The sequence below is a fragment of the Agrobacterium larrymoorei genome, assembly GCF_037722385.1.
In the GTDB taxonomy this organism is placed as follows: domain Bacteria; phylum Pseudomonadota; class Alphaproteobacteria; order Rhizobiales; family Rhizobiaceae; genus Agrobacterium; species Agrobacterium larrymoorei_C.
Map to the genome: position 1 here is coordinate 60,805 of NZ_JBBKAQ010000020.1, position 25,907 is coordinate 86,711.

The 25,907-nt window shown below is 57.0% G+C and carries 25 protein-coding genes; 12 read left to right on the plus strand and 13 right to left on the minus strand.

Annotation, left to right across the window (positions count from 1 at the left end):
* Positions 1-15: 15 nt before the first annotated feature.
* The 3 genes from pdhA to WKI41_RS19265 form a co-directional block, all read right to left on the minus strand.
* The gene (gene pdhA, locus WKI41_RS19255) at positions 16-1,062 is read right to left on the minus strand and encodes a pyruvate dehydrogenase (acetyl-transferring) E1 component subunit alpha (protein ID WP_340195088.1); all 1,047 of its coding nucleotides are present in this window, start codon (positions 1,060-1,062) and stop codon (positions 16-18) included.
* A gap of 152 nt (positions 1,063-1,214) precedes the next feature.
* A complete protein-coding gene (locus WKI41_RS19260; RefSeq protein WP_340195089.1) occupies positions 1,215-1,532 on the minus strand; it encodes an FtsB family cell division protein in 318 nt (105 codons plus the stop codon).
* A 116-nt stretch (positions 1,533-1,648) separates the two neighbouring features.
* Positions 1,649-2,563, minus strand: coding sequence for an AraC family transcriptional regulator (locus WKI41_RS19265; protein ID WP_340195090.1), 915 nt, complete (start codon positions 2,561-2,563; stop codon positions 1,649-1,651).
* On the opposite strand from WKI41_RS19265, the gene WKI41_RS19270 reads away from it, so the two are divergent.
* Positions 2,535-2,942 (plus strand): DUF2000 family protein, encoded by a 408-nt coding sequence (locus WKI41_RS19270; protein ID WP_340195091.1) that lies wholly within the window; start codon positions 2,535-2,537, stop codon positions 2,940-2,942. The two genes, WKI41_RS19265 and WKI41_RS19270, sit on opposite strands and share 29 nt — an antisense overlap.
* A gap of 73 nt (positions 2,943-3,015) precedes the next feature.
* Here the strand turns inward: WKI41_RS19270 and WKI41_RS19275 are convergent, their stop codons facing one another.
* Entirely contained in the window at positions 3,016-3,273 is a 258-nt protein-coding gene (locus tag WKI41_RS19275) for a hypothetical protein (RefSeq protein ID WP_340195093.1), read from the minus strand.
* A gap of 113 nt (positions 3,274-3,386) precedes the next feature.
* Positions 3,387-3,944, minus strand: coding sequence for a single-stranded DNA-binding protein (locus WKI41_RS19280; RefSeq protein WP_340195094.1), 558 nt, complete (start codon positions 3,942-3,944; stop codon positions 3,387-3,389).
* A gap of 322 nt (positions 3,945-4,266) precedes the next feature.
* Between WKI41_RS19280 and uvrA the strand changes: the two genes are divergently transcribed.
* Both uvrA and WKI41_RS19290 read left to right on the plus strand, forming a co-directional pair.
* Positions 4,267-7,188: an excinuclease ABC subunit UvrA gene (gene uvrA, locus WKI41_RS19285; protein WP_340195095.1), complete on the plus strand. Its 2,922-nt coding sequence runs from the start codon at positions 4,267-4,269 to the stop codon at positions 7,186-7,188.
* A gap of 43 nt (positions 7,189-7,231) precedes the next feature.
* Entirely contained in the window at positions 7,232-8,032 is an 801-nt protein-coding gene (locus tag WKI41_RS19290) for a DUF72 domain-containing protein (RefSeq protein WP_340195096.1), read from the plus strand.
* Between the two features lie 12 nt (positions 8,033-8,044).
* Here WKI41_RS19290 and dusA read toward each other — a convergent pair whose 3' ends face one another.
* Positions 8,045-9,073 (minus strand): tRNA dihydrouridine(20/20a) synthase DusA, encoded by a 1,029-nt coding sequence (gene dusA / locus WKI41_RS19295; RefSeq protein WP_340195489.1) that lies wholly within the window; start codon positions 9,071-9,073, stop codon positions 8,045-8,047.
* A 206-nt stretch (positions 9,074-9,279) separates the two neighbouring features.
* Between dusA and WKI41_RS19300 the strand changes: the two genes are divergently transcribed.
* The 3 genes from WKI41_RS19300 (at position 9,280) to WKI41_RS19310 (ending at position 10,750) form a co-directional block, all read left to right on the plus strand.
* Positions 9,280-9,423, plus strand: coding sequence for a hypothetical protein (locus tag WKI41_RS19300; protein WP_340195097.1), 144 nt, complete (start codon positions 9,280-9,282; stop codon positions 9,421-9,423).
* 80 nt (positions 9,424-9,503) lie between these two features.
* The gene (locus tag WKI41_RS19305; RefSeq protein ID WP_340195098.1) at positions 9,504-10,193 is read left to right on the plus strand and encodes a fumarylacetoacetate hydrolase family protein; all 690 of its coding nucleotides are present in this window, start codon (positions 9,504-9,506) and stop codon (positions 10,191-10,193) included.
* Between the two features lie 29 nt (positions 10,194-10,222).
* The gene (locus WKI41_RS19310; RefSeq protein WP_340195099.1) at positions 10,223-10,750 is read left to right on the plus strand and encodes a gamma carbonic anhydrase family protein; all 528 of its coding nucleotides are present in this window, start codon (positions 10,223-10,225) and stop codon (positions 10,748-10,750) included.
* Between the two features lie 36 nt (positions 10,751-10,786).
* Here the strand turns inward: WKI41_RS19310 and WKI41_RS19315 are convergent, their stop codons facing one another.
* The 3 genes from WKI41_RS19315 to znuC are packed head-to-tail and all read right to left on the minus strand — an operon-like array spanning position 10,787 to position 12,940.
* Positions 10,787-11,197, minus strand: coding sequence for a Fur family transcriptional regulator (locus tag WKI41_RS19315; RefSeq protein ID WP_340195490.1), 411 nt, complete (start codon positions 11,195-11,197; stop codon positions 10,787-10,789).
* A gap of 5 nt (positions 11,198-11,202) precedes the next feature.
* Complete coding sequence (gene znuB, locus WKI41_RS19320; protein WP_340195100.1) at positions 11,203-12,018, minus strand: zinc ABC transporter permease subunit ZnuB; 816 nt, start codon at positions 12,016-12,018, stop codon at positions 11,203-11,205.
* Entirely contained in the window at positions 12,011-12,940 is a 930-nt protein-coding gene (gene znuC, locus WKI41_RS19325; RefSeq protein WP_340195101.1) for a zinc ABC transporter ATP-binding protein ZnuC, read from the minus strand. Before znuC ends, znuB begins: the two co-directional genes overlap by 8 nt.
* A gap of 103 nt (positions 12,941-13,043) precedes the next feature.
* Between znuC and WKI41_RS19330 the strand changes: the two genes are divergently transcribed.
* Complete coding sequence (locus WKI41_RS19330; protein WP_340195102.1) at positions 13,044-14,111, plus strand: zinc ABC transporter substrate-binding protein; 1,068 nt, start codon at positions 13,044-13,046, stop codon at positions 14,109-14,111.
* Between the two features lie 79 nt (positions 14,112-14,190).
* The gene (locus WKI41_RS19335) at positions 14,191-15,396 is read left to right on the plus strand and encodes a GTP-binding protein (RefSeq protein ID WP_340195103.1); all 1,206 of its coding nucleotides are present in this window, start codon (positions 14,191-14,193) and stop codon (positions 15,394-15,396) included.
* A gap of 50 nt (positions 15,397-15,446) precedes the next feature.
* On the opposite strand, the gene WKI41_RS19340 is transcribed toward WKI41_RS19335, so the two are convergent.
* From WKI41_RS19340 to WKI41_RS19350, 3 genes are all read right to left on the minus strand, one after another.
* A complete protein-coding gene (locus WKI41_RS19340) occupies positions 15,447-15,776 on the minus strand; it encodes an RcnB family protein (RefSeq protein ID WP_340195104.1) in 330 nt (109 codons plus the stop codon).
* A gap of 191 nt (positions 15,777-15,967) precedes the next feature.
* The gene (gene mgrA, locus WKI41_RS19345; RefSeq protein WP_340195105.1) at positions 15,968-17,002 is read right to left on the minus strand and encodes an L-glyceraldehyde 3-phosphate reductase; all 1,035 of its coding nucleotides are present in this window, start codon (positions 17,000-17,002) and stop codon (positions 15,968-15,970) included.
* A gap of 86 nt (positions 17,003-17,088) precedes the next feature.
* Positions 17,089-19,545 (minus strand): beta-mannosidase, encoded by a 2,457-nt coding sequence (locus WKI41_RS19350; protein ID WP_340195106.1) that lies wholly within the window; start codon positions 19,543-19,545, stop codon positions 17,089-17,091.
* Positions 19,546-20,022: 477 nt separating this feature from the next.
* On the opposite strand from WKI41_RS19350, the gene WKI41_RS19355 reads away from it, so the two are divergent.
* Positions 20,023-21,075, plus strand: a complete 1,053-nt coding sequence (locus WKI41_RS19355; RefSeq protein WP_340195107.1) for a LacI family transcriptional regulator — start codon at positions 20,023-20,025, stop codon at positions 21,073-21,075.
* A gap of 34 nt (positions 21,076-21,109) precedes the next feature.
* Here the strand turns inward: WKI41_RS19355 and WKI41_RS19360 are convergent, their stop codons facing one another.
* On the minus strand, positions 21,110-22,600 hold the full coding sequence (locus WKI41_RS19360) for an NAD(P)H-hydrate dehydratase (protein WP_340195108.1): 1,491 nt from the start codon (positions 22,598-22,600) through the stop codon (positions 21,110-21,112).
* Positions 22,601-22,949: 349 nt separating this feature from the next.
* On the opposite strand from WKI41_RS19360, the gene WKI41_RS19365 reads away from it, so the two are divergent.
* The 3 genes from WKI41_RS19365 to WKI41_RS19375 all read left to right on the plus strand — a co-directional run bounded on the left by WKI41_RS19365 (position 22,950) and on the right by WKI41_RS19375 (position 25,837).
* Positions 22,950-23,288: a P-II family nitrogen regulator gene (locus WKI41_RS19365; protein WP_007753933.1), complete on the plus strand. Its 339-nt coding sequence runs from the start codon at positions 22,950-22,952 to the stop codon at positions 23,286-23,288.
* 65 nt (positions 23,289-23,353) lie between these two features.
* Positions 23,354-24,763, plus strand: coding sequence for a type I glutamate--ammonia ligase (glnA, locus tag WKI41_RS19370; RefSeq protein ID WP_340195109.1), 1,410 nt, complete (start codon positions 23,354-23,356; stop codon positions 24,761-24,763).
* Between the two features lie 162 nt (positions 24,764-24,925).
* Positions 24,926-25,837 (plus strand): DMT family transporter, encoded by a 912-nt coding sequence (locus WKI41_RS19375; protein WP_340195110.1) that lies wholly within the window; start codon positions 24,926-24,928, stop codon positions 25,835-25,837.
* The last annotated feature ends 70 nt before the right edge of the window (positions 25,838-25,907 follow it).

Consider the following 25,907-nt stretch of genomic DNA (forward strand, 5'->3'; position numbering starts at 1 on the left):
TTTTCCCTTTCCCGATCAGAGCAGAATGTCGGTGTAAAGCTCGGAGACATCCGGCTCTGGGTCGTTTTGGGCAAAGTCAGCGCTGTCGGCCACGATGTCACGGACATCCTTGTCGATCGCCTTCAACTCTTCCTCGCTCGCCCAGCCCTGCTCCATGAGCCGCGCCTTGACCTGCTCGATCGGGTCCTGCTCGGAGCGCATCTTCTGCACTTCTTCCTTGGAACGATACTTGGCCGGGTCCGACATGGAGTGACCGCGATAACGGTAGGTCAGCATTTCCAGAATGATCGGGCCCTTGCCGGAACGGCAATGCTCAAGCGCTTCGTCCGCAGCGGCCTTGACGGCGCGAACATCCATGCCGTCCACCTGAACGCCGGGAATGCCAAAACCGGAACCACGCAGCGAGTAGTTCGACTGCGCCGTTGCACGGCTTGTCGACGTACCCATGGCGTAGCGGTTGTTCTCGACGATGTAGATGATCGGCAGCTTCCAGAGAGCAGCCATGTTGAAACTCTCATAGACCTGGCCCTGGTTGGCCGCGCCATCACCGAAATAGGTGACCGACACATTGTCGTTGCCGCGATACTTGTTGGCGAAGGCAAGACCGGTTCCGAGCGAAACCTGCGCACCGACGATACCGTGACCGCCGTAGAAATGCTTCTCCTTGGAGAACATATGCATAGAGCCGCCCTTGCCCTTGGAAAGGCCGCCGCGACGTCCGGTCAATTCGGCCATCACACCACGCGGGCTCATGCCGGCAGCCAGCATATGGCCGTGGTCGCGATAGGCAGTGATGACCTGATCACCTTCCTTCTGCGACATCTGCATACCCACGACAACGGCTTCCTGGCCGATGTAGAGGTGACAGAAACCGCCGATGAAGCCCATGCCGTAAAGCTGGCCGGCCTTTTCCTCGAAGCGGCGGATGAGCAGCATCTCGCGATACGCGTGGAGTTCTTCGTCCTTGCCGAAATCCGGAGAATTCTTGCCGGTAAATTCCTTGGCAGGCGTCTTTGCCGTTGTCTTGCGGCCGGATACAGACGCGTTTTTGCGCGGCGCCATTCATCCCTCCCTGAGTTGAATTAGAATGGTTGGATCGGCGCGTAACATATGCAGAAAAGGTCGCCACAGCAATGCCATAAACGCATGGCACATATTCTAAGTAAACGACTGTAAATAAAAATAAATTCCGCGATTAACCGAAAGTCGGTTAATCACATATATCCGTTCATGATGACGATTTCATTCGGTTTCGACATGTTCAACTGGTAGCGCGAAATCTCGTCGATCATGTCGCGCTCAAGCGACCCGTCGCTCATCAATTCCACCTGCCGCTCAAGCGCTACCCGCGTCTTGACGATCTTGTCTCGCTCAGCCGTTCGAGCGATGCGTTGACGCTCAAGGCGCTCCATAGCTTCCAGCCCGAAATCGCCATGGACGGAATGATAGCCGAAATAGGAAAGAAAGGCGACCGTAATCGCTGGAACAACAAGACGGCCAAACCGTCTTTTCTTGTGATGCTTCGTCCACATACTCTGAAAACAGCCTTCAAACGCGCTACTGGAATCACAATAGCCGCATTTGCTTAACCATCCGTTGACCGTGTTTTCGAGGCTTCGCATCCCGCCCCGGCAGCCCATCAGTGGCTTCAATTCTTTCGTTCTTGCAACGCCAGCCACCGTCCAGGCGTAATGCCAAAGGCATCGCGAAAGTGGCGCGTGAGGTGAGCTTGGTCCGCGAACCCCGCCTCCACCGCCGCGCCAGCCAAGCTGCTGCCACCCACCAACAACTGTTTTGCCCGACCGAGTCGGCGCATCACGAGATAGCGGTGCGGGCTGGTGCCAAGAACCTGCCTGAAGTGCCGCGCCAAAGCGTACCGATCCAGGCCGGTGATGTCCTCCAGTGTGGCTGATCGAACCGGCTCATCACTATGGCTAAGAAGAAAGTCACGCGCTCGCAGGACTGCCGATTGCGCGACTTTGCTAACCCGCTTGCGAGGCTCTCCCGCTTCACGAGACAGAATTGTCCCAATCCGTTGAATGGCATCATCCTTGGCTAGATCATCCGGCTCGCGCTCAAGATCCGATAAAATGTAGGCGAGCGCACGTGACAGCTCCGCATTGGCAACAACAGGATTCGTCACGAATGGCAATGAGCGAGAGTACCCGTCAATAGCACCGATGAGTTCGGGTGGCATGTAGACCATGCGATAGATCAGCCCGGCATCCGTTCCAGCTGCCCCGTCGTGCACTTCATCGGGATGCAGCACGATCACGTTTCCCGGCATGCTGAAGCGCTCGATGCCACGATAGCGAAAGGTCTGCACACCGTGAAGCGTGAGCCCCAAGGCGTAGGTATCGTGTCGATGCGGCGTGAAACCATTGCCATGAAACCGAACCTCGGTGCGCTCAATGCCTTTTCTTTCCGCAACCACCCGCACGCCGGGCTGAAATTCCACGCACGAACGTTCAAGACCCAGAGCCCGCTGCACCGCTAGTTGCTCGATGTCCTCGATACCGTCAAAGGAGTAAGACATGTTCGACACCAAAATCGCGATCATCATTCGCGATGACCTTGCTACGTGGCAAAAACTCAACGTTACCGCTTTTCTGACAAGCGGCATCATCGCCCAATCGCCCGCAATCATCGGCGAACCATATCGGGATGCCACTGATAATGTCTACAATCCGATGTCCATCCAGCCAATCGTGGTTCTGACCGCTGATCAAGAGACACTGAGAACCATTCACCGGCGAACGCTGGAGCGAAATGTCACGGCATCAGCTTACATCGAAGAGATGTTCGCAACGGGTCACGATGCGGCCAATCGAGAGGTTTTTGCGAAATTCGCACCGGACAATGCAAAGCTCGTGGGTCTTGCGGTGCGCTTCGATAAAAAGATCGTCGACAAGATCTGCAGGGGCGCCAAGATGCATCCATGACGACTTGGGAAGACGTCACCTATCAGTGACCGCCTTAGTTGCAACGTCGCAAGACACTTAGGTTAGTTGGCGCTCACCGCTTCGCCTTCAGCAACCGCTTCCAGATCGTGCCACCGAGATATCTGTTGAAGACGACGAAGTAGGCGATGATGGAGGCGAAGAAGACGATGGCCGAAAGGCCATTCAGCTCGAAGCCGTTTTCGGTGCGGCCGCCAAGGATCGACGCGACTAGGAAGCCCAGCACCCAAAATGCCGTGAAGAAATCGAGGATGAAAGCCAGCACGATCCGCCAAGTTGCGGGTTGCGGCAAAGGTGATGTCTGGTCTGGCATATGCGTCTCTCTCAATGGCTTAAAAAATAAGGGGTAGCGTAACCGCCACCCCTTCATTTTGTCTTATCAATAGGCATGAGCGCGCAAAATAACGCGCGTCTCAACCGCCATCATCAAAACGGGATATCGTCGTCGAGATCGTTGGAGAAGTTGCCGCCAGAGGACTGGCCACCGCGTGACGCTCCGCCGCCACGGGATGGCTGCTGGTCGTAACCGCCGCCATAATTTCCGCCGCCGCTGCCGCCACCATACGATGAACCACCGCCGCCGGCATAATCGCCACCACCGCCGAAGTCTCCGCCACGGCCACCGCCTTCGCCGCGACCGTCAAGCATGGTCAGCGTCGAGTTGAAGCCCTGAAGAACGATCTCCGTTGAATAACGATCGTTGCCGGTCTGGTCCTGCCACTTGCGGGTCTGCAGCGCGCCTTCGATGTAAAGCTTGGCGCCCTTCTTGACGTATTGCTCGACGACCTTGCACAGGCCTTCGTTGAAGACCACAACCGTATGCCATTCGGTCTTTTCCTTGCGCTCGCCGGAATTGCGGTCGCGCCAGCTTTCTGACGTCGCGATGCGCAGGTTGGCGATCGGGCGGCCATCCTGCGTGCGGCGAATTTCCGGATCAGCGCCGACATTTCCGATCAGAATAACCTTGTTTACGCTGCCAGCCATATTTATCTTCCTGTCTGCCGAACGTCATGAACGGCATTTTCCTGTTCAAAAGTCCCGCGCACCATAGACCATCGTCCGCCGAGATGGGCAGCGAATGGAACGACAATCCACAAGGAATGTTCTTGCCAACGGGTACGGTTGCAATATGTTCCTTTTTTGTTCTATTAAGGCATCATGAGTGAGTCAAGCAGGTCTAGAAGCATTCCCCGGACGAAGTTGCGCCCGGCCAGACTATCGCGGAGCGTCAATCGCCTCGACACGCCGTTCCCGATGATGACATAAGAACCGATCCGTCCAAACATCCGAAATCCAGAGCCTTGTCATGAGTGAATTGAAGACGATTTCTATCCGCGGCGCGCGTGAGCATAATCTCAAAGGTATCGACCTTGATCTGCCGCGCAACAAGCTGATCGTCATGACGGGCCTCTCCGGTTCCGGCAAGTCGTCGCTGGCTTTCGATACCATCTATGCCGAGGGACAGCGCCGCTATGTGGAGAGCCTTTCCGCCTATGCGCGCCAGTTCCTGGAGATGATGCAAAAGCCGGATGTGGATCAGATCGAGGGTCTATCGCCTGCGATCTCCATCGAGCAGAAAACGACCTCACGCAATCCACGCTCGACTGTCGGTACTGTCACGGAAATCTACGACTATATGCGCCTTCTCTTCGCGCGTGTCGGCGTCCCCTATTCGCCTGTGACCGGGCTGCCGATCGAGAGCCAGACAGTCAGCCAGATGGTCGACCGCATTCTCGCCTTCGAAGAGGGTACGCGTCTCTATATTCTGGCGCCCATCGTGCGCGGGCGTAAGGGCGAGTACAAGAAAGAGCTCGCCGAACTGATGAAGAAGGGCTTTCAGCGCGTCAAGGTGGACGGTCAGTTCTACGAGATCGCCGACGTTCCAACCCTCGACAAGAAATACAAGCACGATATCGACGTGGTTGTTGATCGCGCTGTGGTACGTCCGGATATGGCCGCGCGCTTGGCTGACAGCCTTGAGACCTGCCTGAAGCTGGCGGACGGTTTGGCTGTCGCGGAGTTCGCCGACAAGCCGCTACCTGCGGAAGAAACGTCCGCTGGTGGCTCCGCGAACAAGTCGCTCAACGAAACGCATGAGCGCGTGCTGTTTTCGGAGAAATTCGCCTGCCCGGTTTCCGGCTTCACCATTCCCGAAATCGAGCCGCGCCTCTTCTCCTTCAACAACCCCTTTGGCGCCTGCCCCACCTGTGATGGTCTGGGATCGCAGCAGAAGGTCGATGACGCTTTGATCGTGCCGGAGCCCGCCCGCACGTTGAAAGACGGGGCGATCGCGCCCTGGGCCAAGTCTTCTTCGCCCTATTACAATCAAACCCTGGAAGCACTCGGCAAAGCCTTTGGCTTCAAGCTTTCCAGCCGCTGGAACGACCTGACGGATGCGGCCAAGAAAGCGATCCTTCAAGGTACCGACGAGAAGATCGAGTTTCAGTATCAGGACGGCGCGCGCTCCTATAAGACGGTCAAGAATTTCGAAGGCATCGTGCCCAATCTCGAACGTCGCTGGAAGGAAACGGACAGCGCCTGGGCGCGTGAGGAAATCGAACGCTACATGTCGGCAGCCCCCTGCCCGGCCTGCTCCGGTTATCGCCTGAAGCCGGAAGCGCTCGCGGTCAAGATCAACAAGCTGCATATTGGCGAAGTCACGCAGATGTCCATCAAGGTCGCCCGCGACTGGTTCGAGGGCTTGCCTGAAAAGCTCAACACCAAGCAGAATGAAATCGCGGTTCGCATCTTGAAGGAAATTCGCGAGCGTCTCCGCTTCCTCAACGATGTCGGGCTCGATTATCTCAGCCTGTCGCGCAACTCCGGCACATTGTCCGGCGGTGAGAGCCAGCGCATCCGTCTCGCGTCACAGATCGGCTCAGGCCTTACCGGCGTTCTCTACGTTCTGGACGAGCCATCCATTGGCCTGCACCAGCGCGATAATGCTCGTCTGCTGGAGACGCTGAAGCATCTGCGCGATATCGGCAACACCGTCATCGTCGTCGAGCATGACGAAGACGCCATTCTGACGGCGGACTACGTGGTCGACATTGGGCCAGCTGCCGGCATCCATGGCGGTCAGGTCATTGCCGAGGGCACGCCGCAGGAGGTGATGGCCAACCCGAACTCGCTGACGGGCAAGTATCTGTCCGGCGAAATGGGCGTTCCCGTCCCTGCCGAACGGCGCAAGCCGAAGAAGGGCAAGGAAATTAAGGTCGTCGGTGCACGCGGCAACAACCTGAAGAACGTCACGGCCGCGGTGCCGCTCGGCGTCTTCACCGCGGTCACGGGCGTATCTGGCGGTGGCAAGTCCACCTTCCTGATCGAGACGCTCTACAAGTCCGCTGCACGCCGCGTCATGGGCGCACGCGAAATTCCCGCCGAACATGATCGTATCGATGGCTTCGAGTTCATCGACAAGGTCATTGATATCGATCAGTCGCCGATCGGTCGCACACCACGCTCCAACCCGGCAACCTATACCGGCGCCTTCACGCCGATCCGTGACTGGTTTGCCGGTCTGCCTGAAGCCAAGGCACGCGGCTATGCGCCGGGACGGTTCTCCTTCAACGTCAAGGGCGGACGCTGTGAAGCCTGCCAGGGCGATGGCGTGATCAAGATCGAGATGCACTTCCTGCCGGATGTCTATGTCACCTGCGATGTCTGCCATGGCAAGCGCTATAACCGCGAAACGCTTGATGTGACCTTCAAGAGCAAGTCGATCGCCGATGTGCTGGATATGACGGTGGAGGAAGGCGTCGAGTTCTTCGCCGCCGTGCCTGCGGTGCGCGACAAGCTGCAATCGCTCTTCGATGTCGGTCTCGGCTATATCAAAGTCGGCCAGCAGGCCAACACGCTGTCAGGCGGCGAAGCGCAGCGCGTGAAACTTGCCAAGGAGCTCTCCAAGCGCTCCACTGGCCGGACGCTCTATATTCTCGATGAGCCCACCACAGGGCTGCATTTCCACGACGTGAAGAAGCTCCTGGAAATGCTGCATGAGCTGGTCAACCAGGGCAACTCGGTCGTGGTCATCGAGCATAATCTCGAGGTGATCAAGACGGCTGACTACATCATCGACATCGGGCCGGAAGGCGGCACCGGTGGTGGCGAGGTGGTGGCTGCAGGAACGCCGGAGCAGATCGTCAAGGAGAAGCGCTCCTACACCGGACAGTTCTTGAAGGAATTGCTGGAGCGTCATCCTGAGAAGAACATTCAGGCGGCGGAGTAATCCGCCGCGCCCTGAACCACTGCGCTTTTATGGGAAGAGACAGATGAGCAAGTCGGGAATGATCCGTGCCGGTATTGGTGGCTGGACCTTCGTGCCTTGGGAAGGCACGTTTTATCCCGAGAAGCTGACGAAGAAGCGCCAGCTGGAATATGCAAGCTCCAAGCTGAAGGCGATCGAGGTAAACGGAACCTATTATGGCAGCCAGAAGCCCGCGACCTTTGCCAAATGGGCGTCCGAGGTGCCGGATGGTTTCATTTTCTCGCTGAAGGCCAGTCGCTTCGTCACCAATCGGAAGGTTCTGGCCGAGGCAGAGGAATCGATGACAAAGTTCCTCACCCAGGGGCTGACCGAACTTGGCGATCATCTCGGCCCGATACTCTGGCAATTCGCGCCGACGAAGAAATTCGAGCCGGACGATTTTGCTGCTTTCCTGGCCTTGTTGCCGGAAAAGCAGGATGGTCTGCGGCTGCAGCATGTCGTCGAAGTGCGCAACGACAGCTTCCAGGTGCCGGAATTCATCGAGTTACTGGCAAAGCACAATGTCGCCGTCGTCTGCGCCGATCATCCCGACTATCCGATGCTGCCGGATGTGACGGCGGATTTCGTCTATTGTCGTCTGCAAAAGGGTGAAGACGATATCGAGAGCTGCTATCCCGAGAAGGATGTGAAGGCGTGGAGCGAGCGCCTGAAGACCTATGCAGCTGGCGGCGCGCCCGACGATCTTCCGATGATCTCGCCGCACAGAAAAGCCGAAAAGACGCCGCGCGATGTCTTCGCCTTCTTCATCACCGGCGGCAAGGTCAACGCGCCGAACGGCGCGCAATTGTTGCAGACCCTCGTCTAGGCGACAGACGGATCAGGCGTCGATCGCTGCCGGCGTCCGATCGAACTCTATAGCGCCGAAGGCCGCTGCGATCACCTCGGAGCCAGCACCCGGCTTGGTCGCATCGCTGGAGAGTATTTGCCTAAAGCGCCGCGCGCCTGGCAGTCCCTGAAACAGCCCGACCATATGCCGGGTCACGTGGTTCAGGCGCCCGCCCTTGTCCATGTAATCCTCCGCATAGGCCATCATCGCATCACGCAAAACAGTCGGATCGAGTTCGCGTGGCTGTGCGCCATAAATCCGGTGATCGACGTCGGCAAGGATGGAGGTGTTGTGATAAGCGGCGCGACCGAGCATCACGCCATCCATATGCTTCAGATGCTCCTCCGCCTGATCGAGATCGGTAATTCCGCCATTGATACCGATGAACAGATCGGGAAATTCCTGCTTCATGCGATAGGCCAGCTGGTAATCCAGCGGGGGCACTTCGCGGTTCTCTTTGGGTGACAGTCCCTGAAGCCATGCCTTGCGGGCGTGGATCCAGACGGCATCCGCCCCTGCGGCAACCATGCGTGCAATGAAGTCTGGAAGAACAGCGTCCGGCTCCTGGTCGTCCACGCCGATACGGCACTTGACCGTAACAGGCACCGTCGCCACGGCCTTCATCGCCTCGATGCAAGCCGCAACAGTTTCAGGCTCGCGCATCAGGCACGCGCCGAAAGTGCCGGACTGAACGCGGTCGGAGGGACAGCCGACATTGAGATTGATCTCGTCATAGCCGAAGTCTGAGGCAATCCTGACGGCCTCGGCGAGCTTGCTGGGATCCGAACCGCCAAGTTGCAACGCCACGGGATGTTCTTGAGGGTGGTACTCAAGCAGCTTGTCGCGCTTGCCATGGATGATGGCGTCAGCCACGATCATTTCGGTGTAGAGAAGCGCATGCTCCGACAGTTGACGATGCAGGAACCGGCAGCGCGTGTCCGTCCAGTCGATCATCGGTGCTACGGCAAATACTTTTCCACGCGCGTAATGTGACGCGCCGTCCGTGCGTTGAGAAGTCATCGTCATAGCGTCGGCCAATTCCTGATTACCGGTTCGTCTTCCTGCTCGACATGCGTTTATGAAGAGGGGAACTTCGCGCCCATATAAGGCGGAATGACTGCGTGATCCACCCGCGTCTTTTCAAATCCGCGATGCAAATTCCGGAACCCTTGCACGCGGGCTATGTTCGGGAAATGCATTGCCACTAAACTTTATGGGAGATCACCATGAGCGAAAAAACCGACGAGAAGTCCCTTTACTGGAGCATCGTTGGTGCTGACAGTAACACAAATGCGGGTCTTGTAAGGCTTCTTGCCGTGATCGGCGCCTTCATCATTGCGGGCGGCTGTGTCGTTTGGCTTTTATCTTGAACACGGGTATCCCACAAGATTGGACTGGAAATCACTCTGAAATTGCGGGACAACACCACTCCTTAAGAAGGAGTGCCATCATGTCCGCAACCGTTATCCCTGCTCCCCAACCCGTTCTGCTGCCTGTTGACGGCACGAACGAGACCTTTCCTGTGCGACGGGTTTATTGCGTTGGACGTAACTATGCGGACCACGCCATCGAGATGGGCCACGATCCATCACGCGAGCCTCCCTTCTTCTTCCAGAAGAACCCAGACAACCTCCTGCCCGCAGGCCAGGACTTTCCCTACCCGGACCTCTCATCAAACGTCCATTATGAGGTCGAATGCGTTGTAGCACTGAAGAGCGGCGGGTCGAATATTCCCGTCGAGAATGCGCTGGATCATGTCTGGGGATATGGTGTCGGCATCGACATGACACGCCGCGATATGCAGGATACGCTGAAGAAGATGGGACGATCCTGGGAAGGCGCTAAGGCCTTCGAATTCTCCGCCCCCATCTCCCCGCTTGTTCCAGCCTCCAAGATCGGACACCCGGACAAGGGGGCAGTCTGGCTCGATGTGAATGGCGCACGCAAGCAATCCGGCGATCTAGACCAGATGATCTGGAAGACAGCGGAAATAATCGCCGAATTGTCGAAAGTCTTTGCACTTGCCGCTGGCGATGTGATCATGACTGGCACCCCCGCAGGCGTAGGCCCGATCGTCAAAGGCAACACGATGGAATGCGGCGTGGATGGCGTCGGTACATTGACGGTCAAGGTCGTCTGATACAGCCTAAAGAAGTCGGAGGAAGCCCAATGCCCGTCTATCGTCTCGGAAGCAGAGTGCCCAACCTGCCCTCACCCGACCGACACTGGATCGCACCCGATGCGAACGTCATCGGCTCGGTCACTTTAGGCGAGGATGTCGGCATCTGGTTTGGCGCAACGTTGCGTGGCGATAACGAGCCCATGACTGTCGGTCGTTGCACCAACATCCAGGAAGGTGTGATGGTCCACAGCGATCCGGGCTTCCCCGCCACGATCGGAGCGGACTGTACCATCGGACACCACGCCATCATTCATGGCTGCACGATCGGCGACAATTCCCTGATCGGCATGGGTGCGACGATCCTCAATGGCGCCAAGATTGGCAAGAATTGCCTCGTCGGCGCCAACGCGCTCGTCACCGAGGGTAAGGAGTTTCCCGACAATTCCCTGATCGTCGGCTCCCCTGCGCGTGTCGTCCGCACGCTGGACGAAAAGGCGGCAGACGGCATCAGAAAGTCGGCAGAAAAATACGTGGCCAACTGGAAGCGCTTTGCCGAAGAACTGAAGCCTGTCTAGGCTGCCCGCCTAGCATCCAGGCTCCTGCTCTTACAACTAGGCCGCACAGGCCTCGCAAAGACCACGGATCTCGATCGTGGTCTTTTCCGCCTTGAACTTCTGTCCCTTGACCCAATCACCCAGCCGATGATCGATCGCGTGATCATGGAACTCCGTGACCTGACCACAGGCATTGCAAATGGCGAAAGCCACCGTGCCATGATGATGCGTGCAGCAATCAGCGCTGGTGTGGGAACAGGCCACGAAAGCGTTCAGGCTCTCCAGGCGATGGACCAGACCGAACTCAATCAGCTTCTCAAGCGCGCGATAGACCTGTAAAGGCGCGCGAAAGCCGCTGTCTCTCAGTTTGTCGAGGATGACATAGGCACTCAGCGGCGCCTGCGATCGCGACAGCGCATCATAGACCAGTGACTGGTTGCGCGTCAGCGTCTTGGCATTCGTATTCATGTTCATCAGCTCACTCCCTGCTCGGCACTGCGCGACCGTCCCGGCACAGGCAAGAGACTCAAGACGAAAAGCAAGACGGCGGCAACGACAATCGACGGGCCGGACGGCGTGTCATATTGCAGCGATCCCATCAGTCCGCCAATGACGGCGACAGCACCGATGAGAGACGCCAAGACCGCCATGATCTCCGGGGTCGAAGAGAAGCGTCTGGCCGTTGCGGCCGGGATAATCAGCAGCGACGTGATCAGCATTATGCCGACGATCTTCATGGCAATGGCAATGACGAGTGCCATCAGCAGCATGAAGAGAAGTTTGGAGCGTTCCGGCCGCAGTCCTTCGGCCTCAGCGAGCTCTGCATTGACTGTGGAGGCGAGAAGCGGTTTCCACAGATAGACGATCGCCAAGAGCACAAGAATGCCGCCGCCCCAGACCATCTGAATATCAGTGATCGAGACGGCGAGGATATCGCCGAACAGAAAAGCAACGAGATCGATCCGCACCCATGTCATGAAGGCAACGATGACGAGGCCGAAAGCAAGCGCGGAGTGCGACAGGATGCCAAGCAGCGCATCGGCCGACAAAGCTTGGCGGCGCTGCAATAAAAGCAGCAGCAGAGACACGGCCGACGCCACAAGAAAGACGCTGACGATCAGGTTGAGCTGAAGTAACAGCGAAAGCGCCACACCGAGTAGCGCCGAATGCGCCATCGTGTCGCCGAAGTAAGCCATACGTCGCCATACAACGAAACAGCCAAGCGGCCCGGCAGTCAGCGCAACACCGACGCCAGCGAAGATGGCGCGGATGAAGAAGTCGTCAAACATGTTTCACTCCGGGGGCATCGCCAGTATGTTCGGCATGATGATGATGGCCACAGCCACAAGCATCCTCGTGATCATGGTGATCCCCCTCGGAATGAGAACGCGTATGGTCATGATCGTGATGATGCCCATCCTCCGGATGGCAATGGTCCGTCACCGAGCCATCGGAATGCATCACGCGTCCATCCGGCAGATGCGTATGATCATGATGGTGACTATAGACTGCCAGTCCCTTGGCAGCCGCCCCGCCGAAGAGGCGCATATATTCCGGGCTCTGGCTGACGGCCTGCGGCGTACCTCGGCAGCAGACATGGCCATTCAGGCAGATGACCGTATCTGTCTCCGCCATCACGACATGCAGGTCGTGCGAGATCAGGAGAATGCCGCAGCCGGTGGAATTGCGGATGGTCTTGATAAGATCGTAAAGCGCAATCTCGCCGGAAAAATCCACACCTTGCACAGGCTCGTCCAAAACCAGCAGATCGGGCTTGCGGGCAATCGCACGCGCCAGAAGCGCACGCTGGAACTCTCCACCCGACAGATGCTGGACCTCGGCCTTGGCGAGATGCGCAATGCCGGTGGCATTCAACGCCGCGTCGATTTCCCTTGGCGGCAAGGCTCCGGTCAACGTCATCAGCCGCCAGACGGTCAAAGGCATCGTCCAGTCTACGGAAAGCTTTTGCGGCACATAGCCGACCTTCAGGCCAGCCAAACGCTCGACCTTTCCTTCATCCGGCTTCATCACGCCTATCGCCATTTTGGCGCTTGTGGACTTGCCAGATCCGTTCGGCCCAATCAGCGTCACGATCTCGCCACGACGAACGGAAAAATCGACGCCGCGCACCAGCCAACGCCCGCTGCGTCTCACACCTGCACTGGACAGGGAGACGAGATTTCCGTCGTTTTTGGCCGGAGAATGAAGCATGGGATTTTCCGATTGCGGCTGTTGCACATGGCTATGGCATACGTTATAGCGTTACGCAACTTATGTAATAACATTACACTTCGATACAAGTGGAGCATACCGTATGAAGTCACTCGCCGCCCTCCTCCTCGCCTCTGCCGCCATGATCGGCGCCTCCAACGCCATGGCCGCGCCTAATGTCGTCGTGTCAATCAAGCCGATCCACTCGCTGGTGGCAGCCATTATGGAAGGTGTCGCGGAGCCTCAGGTCATCGTCGATGGCGGCACCTCTCCTCATACCTATAGCCTCAAGCCATCCAACGCCAAGGCACTGGAGAATGCAGATGTCGTCTTCTGGGTCGGCGAAGGGCTGGAAAAGTTTCTTGAAAAGCCGTTGGAGTCACTGGCAGGCAAGGCAACCGTCGTCGAACTCGACGATGCGCCCGGCATCGAAAGGCTGAAATTCCGCGAAGGCGGCCCCTTTGAGGCCCATGATCATGGAGAGCATGAAGGCCACGATCATGCCCATGAGGGTGACGATAAGCACGACCATGAAGGGCATGATCACGACAGCCATGATCATGAGGCTCACGATCATGCGCATGAGGGCGAGAAGAGCCACGATCACGCGCATGAGGGTGAGCACGAGCACGCCCATGAAGACGGTCACGACCACGGCGAATACGACATGCATCTTTGGCTGGATCCTGCCAACGCAAAGGCCATGGCAACCGAGATTGAGAAGACGCTGATGACCGCGGACCCGGCTAACGCCAAGACCTATCAGGAGAACACCAAGAAACTGGTCGATAATCTCGACGTGCTGGACAAGGAACTTGCGGCCACAGTCGCTCCGATCAAGGATAAGCCCTTCATCGTTTTCCATGATGCCTACCAGTATTTTGAGCACCGTTATGGGGTGAAGACAGCAGGCTCCATTACCGTCAGCCCTGAAAACATGCCGGGTGCCGACCGCATCAAACAGGTCCAGGCTAAGGTCAAGGAACTCAACGCGACCTGCGTGTTCGCCGAACCGCAGTTCGAGCCGAAGCTTGTCAACGTTGTGATCGAAGGCACAAACGCGAAGTCCGGCACGCTAGATCCGGAAGCCGGCACGCTGGAAGCAGGACCCGATCTCTATTTCAAGCTGATGCGCGGCATCGCCACCTCATTGAAAAATTGCCTGTCCTGATCTGATGAAACTAAAAGGGCGGCGCTGACCGCCCTTCTTTCGAGCTAAAAATGTAATGTTATAACAAATGAGGCGTCACATGACAAAGAAGCTGCCCGTCACGGTCCTGTCCGGCTTCCTCGGAGCTGGCAAAACCACCCTCCTCAACCATATCCTCGGCAATCGCGACCGCTTGCGCGTCGCGGTGATTGTCAACGATATGAGCGAGGTCAACATCGACGCGGCCCTCATTCGCGATGGTGGAGCAAACCTGTCGCGGACGCAGGAGCAACTGGTCGAGATGACCAATGGCTGCATCTGTTGCACGCTGAGAGACGACCTGTTGAACGAGGTCAGGCAATTGGCTGAGCAGGATCGTTTTGATTACCTGCTGATCGAGTCCACCGGCATAGCCGAACCGCTGCCCGTCGCAGCCACCTTCGACTTCCGCGACGAAGATGGTCAGAGCCTCTCGGATGTCGCACGGCTGGACACGATGGTGACAGTGGTCGATTGCGCCAATCTGCTGAAGAACTATGGCTCAGCGGATTTTCTGGCGGATCGCGGGGAAACGGCAGGGGATGGCGACAACCGCACGCTCGTCGATCTTCTGGTCGAACAGATTGAATTCGCCAATGTCGTGGTGCTGAACAAGGTTTCTGCTGCCAGCCCTGCAGAGCTCGATGCCGCCCGCAAGATCGTCGTTGGTCTCAATCCCGATGCGCGTCTTGTGGAGGCCGATTTCGGTAAGGTGGGTCTAGCCGACGTACTCGGCACCGGGCTGTTCGACTTTGCCAAGGCCGAAACGCATCCGCTCTGGTTCAAGGAGTTGCATGGCTTCAAGGGCCACGTACCGGAAACGGAAGAATACGGTATCCGCTCCTTCGTTTACCGCGCCAAAAGACCCTTCGACCCAGTCCGCTTCCATGCCTTCATCAACCGCGACTGGCCTGGCGTCATTCGAGCCAAGGGATTCTTTTGGCTGGCAACACGGCCCAACCATGTGGGCGAAATCAGCCAGGCGGGCGCTTTGGTGAAAACCGGTAAGATGGGGCTTTGGTGGTCGTCCGTGCCGAAGGCGCGTTGGCCGGATGATCCAGGCTTCGAGAAGATGCTGGCGCCTTACATGGACCAGATATGGGGGGACCGGCGTCAGGAGATCGTCTTCATCGGCGCCGACCCGATGAGCGAAGAGGCTCTGCGTCAGGAACTTGATGCCTGCCTGATTGATACCAAGGCATTTACGCCGGATGCCTGGAAGGCACTGAACGACCCGTTCCCCGATTGGAACAGACAGGCAGCCTGACGAGGTAAAAGAAAGCGGGCGCTCAATGTGCCCGCCTTCCTGTTTATTGCTTACCGCGCTGCGGCTAGTCCGATGATCAGGCCACTGACGGCATTGATCAAGAGGAACTGGTTGTCGACGCGCACCCAGCGCTCATTGCGGCGCGGCTCTCTGAGGTGGTAGCGGCGATACTCACGACGATCAACGAAGTGACGTCGCTGTGCAGGCGTCAGACGCTGACCGCGGTCCCAGCGGTGCTTCTTGATGATCACCTTCTTGGTCGTAACAGTGCGTTCGTGGACACCACGGCGTTCATGCCCGTAGTCATGGCGACCCTGCGCTTGCGCCATCGGCGCTGCGAGAATCGTCGCAGCCAGAAAAACGGTAACGAGCTTTTTCATGGGTGTTTCCTTTCCTGTTGTGATGGGGTGACCCTACCGCGTCGAGGATGAACGGAAACTGAAGCACGAAATTACAATATCGTAATGTTGACCGTGACTTAGAGGACGAAATTAAAGTTCACGATCTCTAATGTTACGAGCAAGTCGGCGGTGACCGCTCGGGACGCAGATGCCTGAGCGGTGCACCTGCCTCACTTTTTCAGTTCGGCAGATTTGGCCCAGAGATTGATATCCGCATCGCGTGCATAGCGATCGATTTCGGCCAGTTCGTCCGCGGTGAAGTCCGGCTTCTCAAGAGCTTTCACGCAATCTTCCACCTGTTCAGGCCGGCTTGCGCCGATCAGTGCAGAGGTAATGTGGCCGCCCCGCAGCACCCAGGCGATCGCCATCTGCGCCAGCGTCTGTCCACGCCGTTCGGCGATGCCATTCAGCCCACGTATATTCTCGATGTTGCGATCATTCAGGAAAGCAGGATTGAGCGACTTGTTCTGGCTGGCGCGGCTCGCATCCGGCACGCCGTTCAGATACTTCGTCGTCAGCATGCCCTGTGCGAGCGGAGAAAAAACGATGGAGCCGATGCCGAGTTCTTCCAGCGTGTCGACAAGGCCGTCCTCCTCGATCCAGCGGTTGATCATCGAATAGCTCGGCTGATGGATGATGCAGGGCGTGCCGAGATCTTTCAGGATCGCCGCAGCCTCGCGCGTGCGCTGCGAGTTATAGGACGAGATACCAACATAAAGTGCCCTGCCCGATCTTACGATGTGATCGAGCGCGCCGCAGGTCTCTTCCAGTGGCGTGTCCGGGTCGAAGCGGTGGGAATAGAAGATATCGACATAGTCGAGACCCATGCGCTTCAGGCTCTGGTCGCAGGACGAGATCAGATATTTGCGGCTGCCCCACTCGCCATAAGGGCCGGGCCACATATTGTAGCCTGCCTTGGAAGAGATGATCAGCTCATCGCGATAACCGGCAAAATCGGTTTTGAGGATTTCGCCGAAGGCGCTCTCAGCACTGCCTGGAGGCGGACCGTAATTGTTCGCAAGATCGAAATGGGTGATGCCGAGATCGAAGGCCTTGCGGCAAATCTCCTGCTTCGTCTTGTGGGAGAAGTCATTTCCGAAATTATGCCAGAGGCCAAGCGATATGGCCGGTAGCTTGAGGCCCGTGCGGCCACAATGATTGTACTTCATGGATGCATAGCGGTTTTCAGCCGGTTGCCAGGCCATTGACGTCCTCCCTTGTATGGAATCGCTGATCCGCCGCTAAGGCGACGGATCGTGGTGCAGCTAGATTAAAAGATCGTCGTTCGCTTTCAAGCCTGCGACTGCGACGTGTAAAGATCGAACACTTTGAACGAGGGTTTGCCGGTTCGCGACTTGTCGTTCGGAGAGAACACGATGCGACGGTTTTCTCCCGCAGCCAGATCGAAGAGATTGTCTGAATAGCGTCCAGCCATGTCGGCCTCCACCATCACGAAAAGTGCAAGCCCTTCCGCCTGAACCTCGACCTCGACATCGCCGTTCTCCAGCGCGTTTACTTGATGGCTGAGAACAGATGGTTGAAGATCCAGCGCCTTGTAGGTCTCGCGCACATGATGCCCCTCACCCATCATGCCGTTGGAAGCAATGAAATTCCAGGAGAGCAGAGCGCCGGCCGGGAGTAGATCCAGATCGATCTCCGTCAACAACCCGGCGGCATCCGGTCCGCAGGTGCCATTGGCGGATCTGAGTGGAATGCGGACACCATCGAGCGACAGCGCGAAGATATTCATATCGATTTCGACGTCATCCAGCGTATCGTTGACCATTGAGAAGCGGACGGACTTACCGTCTTCCGATGGAATGGCTGACACGGCTACCGGCTGGAAGAAGCGTCGTGCTGCATAATGCAGCGCTTTCCAGTTGCCGCCGTAATCCAGGCTCGACCACGAAGCGACGGGCCACGTGTCATTGAGCTGCCAGTAGAGCGTGCCCATGCAGTGGGGCTTGAGCGAGCGCCAGTATTCAACAGCCGTCTTGATGGCGAGCGCCTGCTGAACCTGGCTGACATAAACGAAGTTCTCGAAGTCTTTGGGGAAGCGGAAATAGCGAAACATCGTTCCGGCGATCCGCTCGTTACCGCCCGCATTCTTCTGATGCAGTTCGATCACCGGAGACGCGATGTTCATGTCCTTGGCATCCGCATAGGTGCGGATGATCGGCATGGACGTGTAGGACTGAAAGCCGAATTCGGAGCAGAAGCGCGGCCGCACTGTCCGGTAATCGTCGAAGGATTTGTTCTCGTGCCATACAGACCAATAGTGCATGTCGCCCGAACCATCGGCATGCCACGCGTCGCCGTAATCGAGATAACCGGAGGCCGGGCTCGACGGCCACCAGATAGCCGCAGGCGCCGCCTTCTTCAGCGCGCGCTCGATGGTACGGTTAAGGCGATCGTAAGCGACGAGGTAACGATCGCGATTGTTGCGCGATTCTTCGAACCAGTTCAGCGCACCGACCAACTCGTTGTCGCCGCACCAGAGAGCAATCGAGGGATGCGAGGCAAGCCGCTTCACCTGATAGTCGACCTCAAGCTCGACATTGTCGAGGAAGTCCTCGGTGCAAGGATAGAGATTGCAGGCGAACATGAAGTCCTGCCAGACCATCAGGCCGAGACGATCGCAGAGATCGTAGAACCAGTCCGGCTCGTAGAAGCCACCACCCCAGACGCGGATCATGTTCATGTTTGCTTCCACGGCGGAGAGAAGCAAATCCTGCGTCTTCCTTTCGCTCGAGAGCGAAAACAGCGCGTCGGACGGGATCCAGTTCGCACCGCGGCAGAATATCTCGCGGCCATTGACACGAAGCGCAAAACGGCTGCCAGCCTCGTCTTTGTCCGTCAGAAGTTCGACTGTGCGCAAACCGATCTGGCGGGTTAGCGTCTCGTCCGGCAATTCGACGCTCAGTGTATAGAGCGCTTGCTCACCACTACCTGCCGGCCACCAGAGCTTTGGGTTCTCAACGAAAAACACATGACGAACAACGGTCTCACCCGTCGTCACGCCGCAATCAAGCCTCAACCGTTCCTCGCCGAGCGACAAATGCACAGGCACGCTGGCAGGCTGGGCAGCATGCAGCGTGACCTCCACATGCACCTCGACACCGGCATCCTTATGGTGCTGTGTGGTTGTCACATGCTCAATGCGGGCCGTCTCAAGCCGACGCAGCATGATGTTTCCGTAAATGCCAAGCGGGGCAATCGCTATGTTCCAATCCCAGCCAAAGTGGCACTGCGGTTTGCGCAGAAGATTTCCATTAGGGATTGGGGAGTTACCCGGGTGATACGGCACATAAAAAGGTTGCGCCGCCTGGCGATCGGCGCCAGCCTTGATGCTGGAATGGAAATGGATGCGGATGACATTTTCGCCCGGCTGGAGAGCTGAGGAGACATCCGGTCGGTAGCGGCGGAAACAATTATCGGCTGTGAGGACCGGCACATCATTGACGAAAACGACGGCCACCGTGTCGAGGTTGTCGATATCGAGATACCAGTCAGCCTCGACCTCATCGACCGTGAAACTACGTTCGACGATCCAGTCGCGATGCGCCACCCACTGCACGTCGTTCTCGTTTCGGCCGAAGTAGGGATCAGGAATGATCGATGCTTCATGCAGCGCCGTGTGAACGTCGCCTGGGATCGTCATTGTGGTCCCGTGATCGCCCTCAGACGAGGCCAGACGCCACTCGCCGGAAAGATCAATCACGAGATCGCTTGCATAAGTTGATGCCATTTTCACTGCCCTGCTTGTTACGCAACGGCTCTATCGTTGCGACTCCATCCACTGTCAGCAATGCGGTAAAAGCGAGTCTTCGCTCCTGCCGCAGCCATGAAAAATAAGATCGAGAATTCCTCCGGGCGGAAACGTTATCGTAAAAAACTATGACCGTCACGCGCGAAAACATGACGCAATAGACATGAGAATGCGCTCACGGAAACCGTCGAAACCATAATTAGACGAATCGTATAAAAATCAAATCACTGGATGATGTTCTTGAAATTTGATGGCAACATTCTTATCTCGACAAGTCGCAACACGTCCCAAGGTCGAGAGGCCATTACCGGCTCAGTCACCTCTATACTGAAGCTAAAAAATCTGCATCGTTTCAGCGATCTATCCCGATGGGCCGTACTGGTTGTGACACCTTAAGCTTTGCAATGGAATAAAAGCGAACTACGATGCCCGTCCGGTACAGGGAGGTGGCGGCATATGAACGACAGCACGGACATCGAAGCAAGCGGCCAGGCTCTTCCATCCAACGAACGCCCAACGCTGAAGACCATCGCCTATATGACGGGTCTCGGCATTACGACAGTGTCGCGCGCTTTGAAGGATGCACCCGATATCGGCGCGGATACAAAGGAACGCGTACGGCGCGTTGCCCGGCAGATCGGCTATCAACCGAACCGGGCTGGCGTTCGCCTTCGCACCGGCAAGACCAATGTCATTGCGCTCGTCCTGAGCGTCGATGAGGAGTTGATGGGTTTTACCTCCCAGATGGTTTTCGGCATCACCGAGGTTCTAACCAACACGCCCTACCATCTGGTGGTAACCCCGCACACGCATGCCAAGGATACGATGACCCCCATCCGCTACATTCTGGAAACGGGATCGGCCGACGGCGTCATCATTTCAAAAGTGCGTCCGGACGACCCGCGGGTACGGTTGATGACCGAGCGCAACATGCCCTTTGCTACGCATGGTCGCAGCAGCATGGGCATTGACCATCCCTTTCATGACTTCGACAACGAGGCCTATGTCTATGAGGCGATGAAACGTCTGGCCCAATGTGGCAGGAAACGCGTGGCTGTGCTGCTGCCGCAAAGCCAGTTCTCCTATCACGATTTTGCCCGTCGGGGCTTTGAGCATGGGTTGAGAGATTTCGGCCTGACCGAGTTCGCCCTCCCCAACATCAACAATGATACGCCTCTGGAAGAACTGAAGCAGGAAACCGCAAGGTTGATGAGCGGCAGTGACGTGCCGGACGGCATTATATCAATCAGCGGAAGTTCAACGATCGCGATCGTGGCCGGGATCGAAGCGAGCGGCAAGAAGATCGGAACGGATGTCGATGTCGTGTCGAAACAGTCTGCAGACTTCCTCAACTGGCTCCGACCGGAAATCCACACGATGAACGAGGATATCAAGCTGGCGGGCCGTGAACTTGCCCGTGCTGTGCTGGCGCGCATCGAAGGAAGGCCCACCTCGGAACTTCAGACAATCAGCAAGCCGGTCTGGTCGACCCATACCCCCAAGCTCTGACACTCTTGCAAGGTGCAAGCGCGTCCATCTCATTTTAGGATGTGACTGGCCGAACTGCCAATGCCAGATCCTCGGCAATCAATCCCGGCCCAAGACGTCGCGCCATCTCCCCGTGCAACCAGACTGCCGCGGCCGCCGCTTCGAATGCCGGCACCTGCTGTGCCAGAAATCCGCCGCATATCCCAGCGAGCACGTCCCCAGAGCCGGCGGTTGCCAGCGAAGACGGCGCATTGGTATTGACGACGGCTCGACCATCGGGGGCCGCGACGACCGTGTCGGCTCCCTTGTAGATGATGACCGCGTTGCTGCATCTGGCCGCAGACTGCGCCTTTTCGATTTTGCTGAGTGTGTCGTCCGCATGAATATCGGGGAACAGTCGCGCGAACTCTCCCTCATGCGGCGTCATGATCCTGGGTGCGTCGCCAGCAAAGAGCGAGAAGAGCGTATTGGTATCGTCCTTGAATGCCGTGATGCCGTCAGCATCCAGCACCAGCGCACGATCCTTGAGAAGCGAGACAAACTCTCTGGCTTTTTCCAGATCGCCAAACCCTGGACCGAGCACATAAGTGCCATGACGCTTGTCGTCGTCCCACTTGGCCAGTGCTTCTTGATCGTCGACGGGCGCTACCATCACGGCTGTCAGCGTCGACGAAAGAACCGGGATTGCTTCCTGCGGCGCGGCAATCGTCACGATACCGGCGCCTGCGCGCAAGCCGGATGTCGCCGTCATCCGCGCAGCACCTGTCGAATGGGATGGCCCTGCGAAGACGGTCAGGTGGCCGCGTTTGAATTTGTGGGTCTCCACATCATCATGGGTGACATGGCTCTGCCAGAGATCGGCGCAGTTCTCCCAAAGGGCTCCCGCATGCGCTTCGACGATACGTCGAGGAATGCCGATGTCGAACACCTCAAGAGTTCCACAGAGCTCTCGCCCCGGCATCAGCACATGCCCTGGCTTCTTCGCCACGAACGTCACCGTATGTTTCGCTTTGAATGCAGCACCTAAAGGAACGCCCCTGCGACCGCAAAGGCCCGATGGCAGATCGATAGCGACAACCGGCGTTCCTGCTCGTCGAACGGCGTCGATAAGCGCAGCAACCTCTGGCGGGACATCTCGCACCAGCCCGGCCCCGAAAATTCCATCGATTACGACATCGCCAATGCCCGGCGTGAAAGCAGCAAGCGTTCGACAACTCGCATCCTCTTGACCGTCGACCCAGGCATCATAGGCCTGTCGGGCTGCGCCCTTAAGCTTTGCCACATCCCCGAACATGAAAACAGCAACATTGGCGCCTGCTTCGCGCAGAGCACGCGCAGCGACAAACCCGTCGCCGCCATTGTTACCGGTTCCGCAAAGTACAGCGTATCGATGCGCTTGCGGATAATTCCGCAAGGCGCAGGCGGCGACTGCTTGCCCTGCTCGCTCCATGAGCGACGTGATGGAAAGTCCGCTAGCCTCTGCAGCAGCATCGATGCGAGCCATAATACCCGGATCGATGAGATGATGTTGGATGGCATGAGTCATAATCACACAACATCGGAAAATGCGCAGAAACGCAACCGGCGCATTTTGCGGCAATGTCGGGAGACTAAAACATCATCAATTGATGATTTTTTGAGCAACAAACTCTATGAAAAGGTCTCAAGCTAAGAGATTGTAATGATGACAGCTTTCGAAGAATTTTGCCACATTTGGCCTTGCAGCGAAAGATTTTCCAGCCTCAACGCCCTCAAACCGCACGGAATTGTCTCTTCAATCGCCAATTTTCGCAGATTTTTTATTCAAACCGGCTTCCGATCTGGCACGATACGTGCATTCTTGTGGGAGAGCGGAACAGTCCGCTTTAACGGGAGAAGCGGAGAGATATTTTCTCATGAAAAAGATCGAAGCGATCATTAAGCCTTTCAAGCTCGACGAGGTGAAGGAAGCCCTTCAGGAAGTCGGTCTTCAGGGAATAACGGTTACGGAAGCCAAGGGCTTTGGTCGTCAAAAAGGCCATACGGAACTTTATCGCGGCGCAGAATATGTCGTCGACTTTCTGCCGAAGGTGAAGGTCGAAGTGGTTCTTGCAGATGAAAATGCGGACGCAGTGATCGAAGCGATTCGCAATGCCGCTCAGACGGGCCGCATCGGCGACGGAAAGATTTTCGTCTCGAATGTGGAAGAGGTTATCCGTATTCGTACGGGTGAAACGGGTGTTGACGCCATTTAAAAAAGACGAGCCGAAAAAGGCTCATGCTTCACCGGGTTGAACATTACCACTCAAGGAAAATTGCTATGACCACCGCCAACGATATCTTGAAGCAGATCAAGGACAACGACGTAAAATTCGTGGACCTTCGCTTTACAGACCCAAAGGGCAAGCTACAGCACGTCACCATGGATATTGCCTGTGTGGACGAAGACATGTTTGCCGACGGCGTCATGTTCGACGGCTCCTCCATCGGTGGATGGAAAGCCATCAACGAGTCCGACATGGTGCTGATGCCAGATCCGGCCACCGTTCATATGGACCCGTTCTTCGCGCAGTCCACGATGGTTATCATCTGCGATATTCTCGATCCGATCTCCGGTGAATCCTATAACCGCGACCCACGCGGCACGGCGAAAAAGGCGGAAGCCTACCTCAAGGCATCCGGTATCGGCGACACCGTCTTCGTTGGCCCAGAGCCCGAATTCTTCGTTTTCGACGACGTGAAGTACAAGGCCGATCCCTACAACACCGGCTTCAAGCTCGATTCATCCGAACTGCCGTCCAACGACGACACCGATTACGAGACCGGCAACCTCGGTCACCGTCCCCGCGTCAAGGGTGGATACTTCCCCGTACCGCCAGTCGACAGCCTCCAGGACATGCGTTCCGAAATGCTGACGGTCCTCGGCGAAATGGGCGTGGTCGTTGAAAAGCATCACCACGAAGTCGCTGCCGCCCAGCACGAACTTGGCGTCAAGTTCGACACGCTCGTTTCCAGCGCCGACAAGATGCAGATCTACAAGTACGTTGTCCATCAGGTCGCAAACGCCTACGGCAAGACGGCAACCTTCATGCCAAAGCCAATCTTCGGTGACAATGGTTCGGGCATGCACGTCCATCAGTCCATCTGGAAGGGCGGCAAGCCGACCTTTGCAGGCGATGAATATGCCGGCCTCTCCGAGACCTGCCTCTATTACATCGGCGGCATCATCAAGCATGCCAAGGCGATCAACGCCTTCACCAACCCGACGACCAACTCCTACAAGCGTCTGGTCCCGGGCTACGAGGCACCGGTTCTGCTCGCCTACTCAGCGCGCAACCGCTCGGCATCCTGCCGTATTCCGTTCGGCTCGAACCCGAAGGCCAAGCGCGTCGAGGTTCGTTTCCCGGATCCGGCACAGAACCCCTATCTCGGCTTTGCCGCCATGCTGATGGCTGGCCTCGACGGCATCAAGAACAAGATCCATCCTGGCAAGCCGATGGACAAGGATCTCTACGACCTGCCGCCGAAGGAACTGAAGAAGATCCCGACTGTCTGCGGCAGCTTGCGCGAAGCGCTCGAAAGCCTCGACAAGGACCGCAAGTTCCTGACCGCCGGCGGCGTGTTCGACGACGACCAGATCGATGCCTTCATCGAACTGAAGATGCAGGAAGTCATGCGTTTCGAGATGACCCCTCATCCTGTCGAATTCGACATGTACTACTCGGCTTAATGTTTGGGTCAGGCGCTCTTCGGAGCGCCTTTCTCTTCTTGATATCATCTGGTTCCGTTTCAAGCGGCCATGACGAACGAAGGCGCCCGGCGGGCGCCTTTCTCTTTCAAGCAACAGACGAGCAAGTCTCGGTCTGACAAAGTGCGAAAACTGATAATGCCGATGAGTTCTACCCCGTCCCCTCGCCTGCGTGACTGGCTGATCTTTCTGGCGGTTCCCTTTTTCTTTTCCAGCAATGTCATATTCGGCCGCGGGATTAGTGGCGAAGTCTCGCCCTTCATCGCCGCGTTTTTGCGCTGGTCTCTCTCCACCCTTTTCGTGCTGCCCTTTATTCTGGGCGACTGGCGCGCATGCCTGGACTTCATCCGCAAGAAGACGGTTGTCTGGTTGGTGCTCGGCGCGCTTGGCATGGCGGTCTGTGGTGGCGTGGTCTACTGGGGACTGACGAAAACCTCAGCCGCCAACGGGACGCTGATCTACACCACATCGTCGCTCTTCATCATCATCTTTCAGCGCATCTTCCAGGCTCGACCTATTAGACGCCTGGAGATCATCGGTATGCTTATCGCTTTCGCCGGCGTTACGGAAATCGTGCTGAAGGGAGATATCTCTCAGCTATGGGCGTTGAACTTCAATATCGGCGACCTCGCAATCTTGAGCGGGGCCATTGCCTTTGCAATCTATTCGCTGCTTTTGCGTGATCCCGCCGCACGCGATCTTGCGTCGTTAAGTCTTTTCGGAACGATCGCCTTTTCCGGCGCGCTCGTTCTTTTGCCTCTTGCCGGCGTCGAATTTTTCAACGGCGGTCTCTTACCCTCTACATGGACCGCATGGGCAAAGATCGGCGGCATCATTCTCTTTGCGTCGATTGCCGCCTTTTATTGCTTCACGCACACGGTCCGCGTTTTTGGACCCGTAACAGCTGGCATCACGCTCTACATGATGCCACCGGTCTCTATCGTGATGGCCGTGCTGTTTCTTGGAGAGACGTTCGAACCATATCATGCGGCAGGCATTGTACTTGTGACAGGAGGCGTGGTCCTCGCAACGGCACCGTTTGGAAAAATCCGCTGAAGCGTGCCTTGGACCGCTACATCTTGATATTTTTGCATGATACCCCAAATTATACGGGGAAAGGATGACA